General features: G+C 63.9%; 4 protein-coding genes. All 4 read left to right on the top strand.

Annotated elements, in window-relative coordinates; translation table 11 throughout:
* On the top strand, positions 1–423 hold a 423-nt coding region (gene fliO / locus JaAD80_RS27300; RefSeq protein WP_258003213.1), incomplete at its 5' end, for a flagellar biosynthetic protein FliO.
* A gap of 22 nt (positions 424–445) precedes the next feature.
* Entirely contained in the window at positions 446–1,204 is a 759-nt protein-coding gene (gene fliP / locus JaAD80_RS27295; RefSeq protein ID WP_102299229.1) for a flagellar type III secretion system pore protein FliP, read from the top strand.
* Positions 1,205–1,216: 12 nt separating this feature from the next.
* The gene (gene fliQ, locus JaAD80_RS27290) at positions 1,217–1,486 is read left to right on the top strand and encodes a flagellar biosynthesis protein FliQ (RefSeq protein ID WP_102299227.1); all 270 of its coding nucleotides are present in this window, start codon (positions 1,217–1,219) and stop codon (positions 1,484–1,486) included.
* Positions 1,487–1,508: 22 nt separating this feature from the next.
* The coding region (gene fliR / locus JaAD80_RS27285) for a flagellar biosynthetic protein FliR (protein ID WP_102299225.1) at positions 1,509–2,307 on the top strand (799 nt) is incomplete at its 3' end.

Raw genomic sequence — 2,307 nt, 5'->3', positions numbered from 1 at the left:
GCCTCAACTGCTGGGCCCGCCGCCGCCCTGCCTGCCGTGCCACCCGGCGCGCCGATGACGATGGCGCCGACGGCGTCCGCAGGCAGCCTGATGCAAACCATCCTGGCGCTGGTCTTCGTGCTAGCCTTGCTGATCGGCCTGGCATGGTTCATGAAACGCTACGGTCCCAAGGTCATGGGCGGCAACGCCAAGATGCGCGTCGTCAGTTCGCTCAACCTGGGCGGCCGCGAACGCGTCGTGCTGATCGAAGTGGCCGACCAGTGGATCGTCGTCGGCGCCTCGCCCGGCCGCATCAATGCACTGGCCACCCTGCCGCGCCAGGAAGGCGACTTGCCTGCACTGGCCACGGCGCAGAACGGCCCCGCAGCCGCCAACTTTTCCGAGTGGCTGAAACAGACCATCGAAAAACGCAATGGGAAATAAGCAGGCAATGACGCAGCGCAAGATGGTATTGAGCAACTTCAAGACACCCTTGACGTGCCTGCTGGCCGTGGCCGCCCTGGCCTTGCCGCTGTGGGCGCTGGCCCAGCCGGGTATCCCGGCGTTTACCAGCACGCCGGCGCCGGGCGGCGGGCAGAATTATTCGCTGCCGGTGCAGACGCTCATCCTGATGACGTCGCTCACCTTTTTGCCGGCGGCCCTCTTGATGATGACCTGCTTCACGCGCATCATCATCGTGCTGTCGCTGCTGCGCCAGGCCATCGGCACGCAGTCGGCGCCGCCGAACCAGGTGCTGGTGGGGCTGGCCCTGTTCCTGACCCTGTTCGTCATGGGTCCCGTGTTCGACAAGATCTACACGGATGCCTACCAGCCGTACCAGGAAAACAAGATCACCATGCAGCAGGCGATGGACAAGGGCGTGGAACCGCTGAAGACCTTCATGCTGAAACAAACGCGCCAGGCCGACCTGGCCCTGTTCGCCAAGATGTCGCGCTCGCCCGCACTGCAGGGGCCGGAAGACGTGCCGCTGCGCATCCTCGTGCCGGCCTTCGTCACGAGCGAACTGAAGACGGCGTTCCAGATCGGCTTTGCCATCTTCATCCCCTTCCTCATCATCGATATGGTGGTGGCCAGCGTGCTGATGTCCATGGGTATGATGATGATGTCGCCGGCAACGATTTCGCTGCCGTTCAAGCTGATGCTGTTCGTGCTGGTCGATGGCTGGCAGTTGCTGCTGGGCTCGCTGTCCCAGAGTTTCTACTAGAAAAGGATCGCGATGACACCCGAAAGCGTCATGACCCTGGGCCGCCATGCCATGGAAGTCACCCTGATGGTGGCCGCGCCCATGCTGCTGATCGCCCTAATCATCGGTCTGATCGTCAGTATTTTCCAGGCAGCCACGCAGATCAATGAAGCGACCCTGTCCTTCATCCCCAAGCTGGTGGGCATTTTCGTCGCCATCGTCGTGGCCGGCCCATGGATGCTGTCCGTCATGCTTGACTACATGCGCCAGGTCTTCACGGGCATCCCCAACCTGGTCGGCTAGCCATGCGGCAAGGGCGTAGGCCATGCTGACCCTGTCGAGCATTGAACTCAATACCTGGATCGCAGCACTGCTGTGGCCGCTTAGCCGCATCCTCGGCCTGATCGCGGCCGCGCCCCTGTTCGGCAACGCGGCCGTGCCCGCCACCGTCAAGGTGACCCTGGGCGCGCTGCTGGCCATGATCATCGCCCCCACCGTGCCGGCCTTGCCGGCCGTCAATCCGATGTCCCTGCCCGGCCTGCTGATCCTCACGCAGGAAATGCTGGTGGGACTGGCCATGGGCTTTTCCATCCGCATCGTCTTTGCCGCCATTGAAATGGTCGGCGAGATCAGCAGCCTGACCATGGGCCTGGGCTTTGCCTCGTTCTTCGATCCGCAGAGCAAGGGCAGGTCGTCGGCCATCAGCCAGTTCCTCGTCATGCTGGCTACCCTGATGTTCCTGACCGTCAACGGCCACCTGGTCTTGCTGGCGGCGCTGGCGGAAAGCTTTGTCAGTCTGCCCATTTCGGCCAGTCCCATCAGTGGTGGCGGCTTCCAGCAGCTGGCCGCTTGGGGCGCGGAAATCTTCCGTTCGGGCGTGCAGATTTCGCTGCCCATCGTGGCCGCCCTGCTGCTGACCAACGTGGCGCTGGGCATTCTGACGCGGGCCGCGCCGCAGCTGAACATTTTCGGTATCGGCTTCCCCGTCACCCTGGGCGTGGGCCTGCTGGTGCTGGGCATGGTACTGCCCTACCTGTCGACGCCGTTCCAGAACCTGTTCCTGCGCGGCATCGAGACGGCGCGCCTGCTGCCGCGCGGCTTTGCCACGCGCGACCGGCCGCCGC

The organism is Janthinobacterium sp. AD80 (genome assembly GCF_002878455.1).
GTDB lineage: Bacteria > Pseudomonadota > Gammaproteobacteria > Burkholderiales > Burkholderiaceae_D > Janthinobacterium.
This window is presented reverse-complemented; position numbering and strand designations above follow the sequence as displayed.

What these genes read in the sequence shown, in the direction of transcription:
- fliP (WP_102299229.1), top strand. Translation starts at nt 446, where the DNA reads ATGGTATTGAGCAACTTCAAGACACCCTTGACGTGCCTGCTGGCCGTG.
- fliQ (WP_102299227.1), top strand. Translation starts at nt 1,217, where the DNA reads ATGACACCCGAAAGCGTCATGACCCTGGGCCGCCATGCCATGGAAGTC.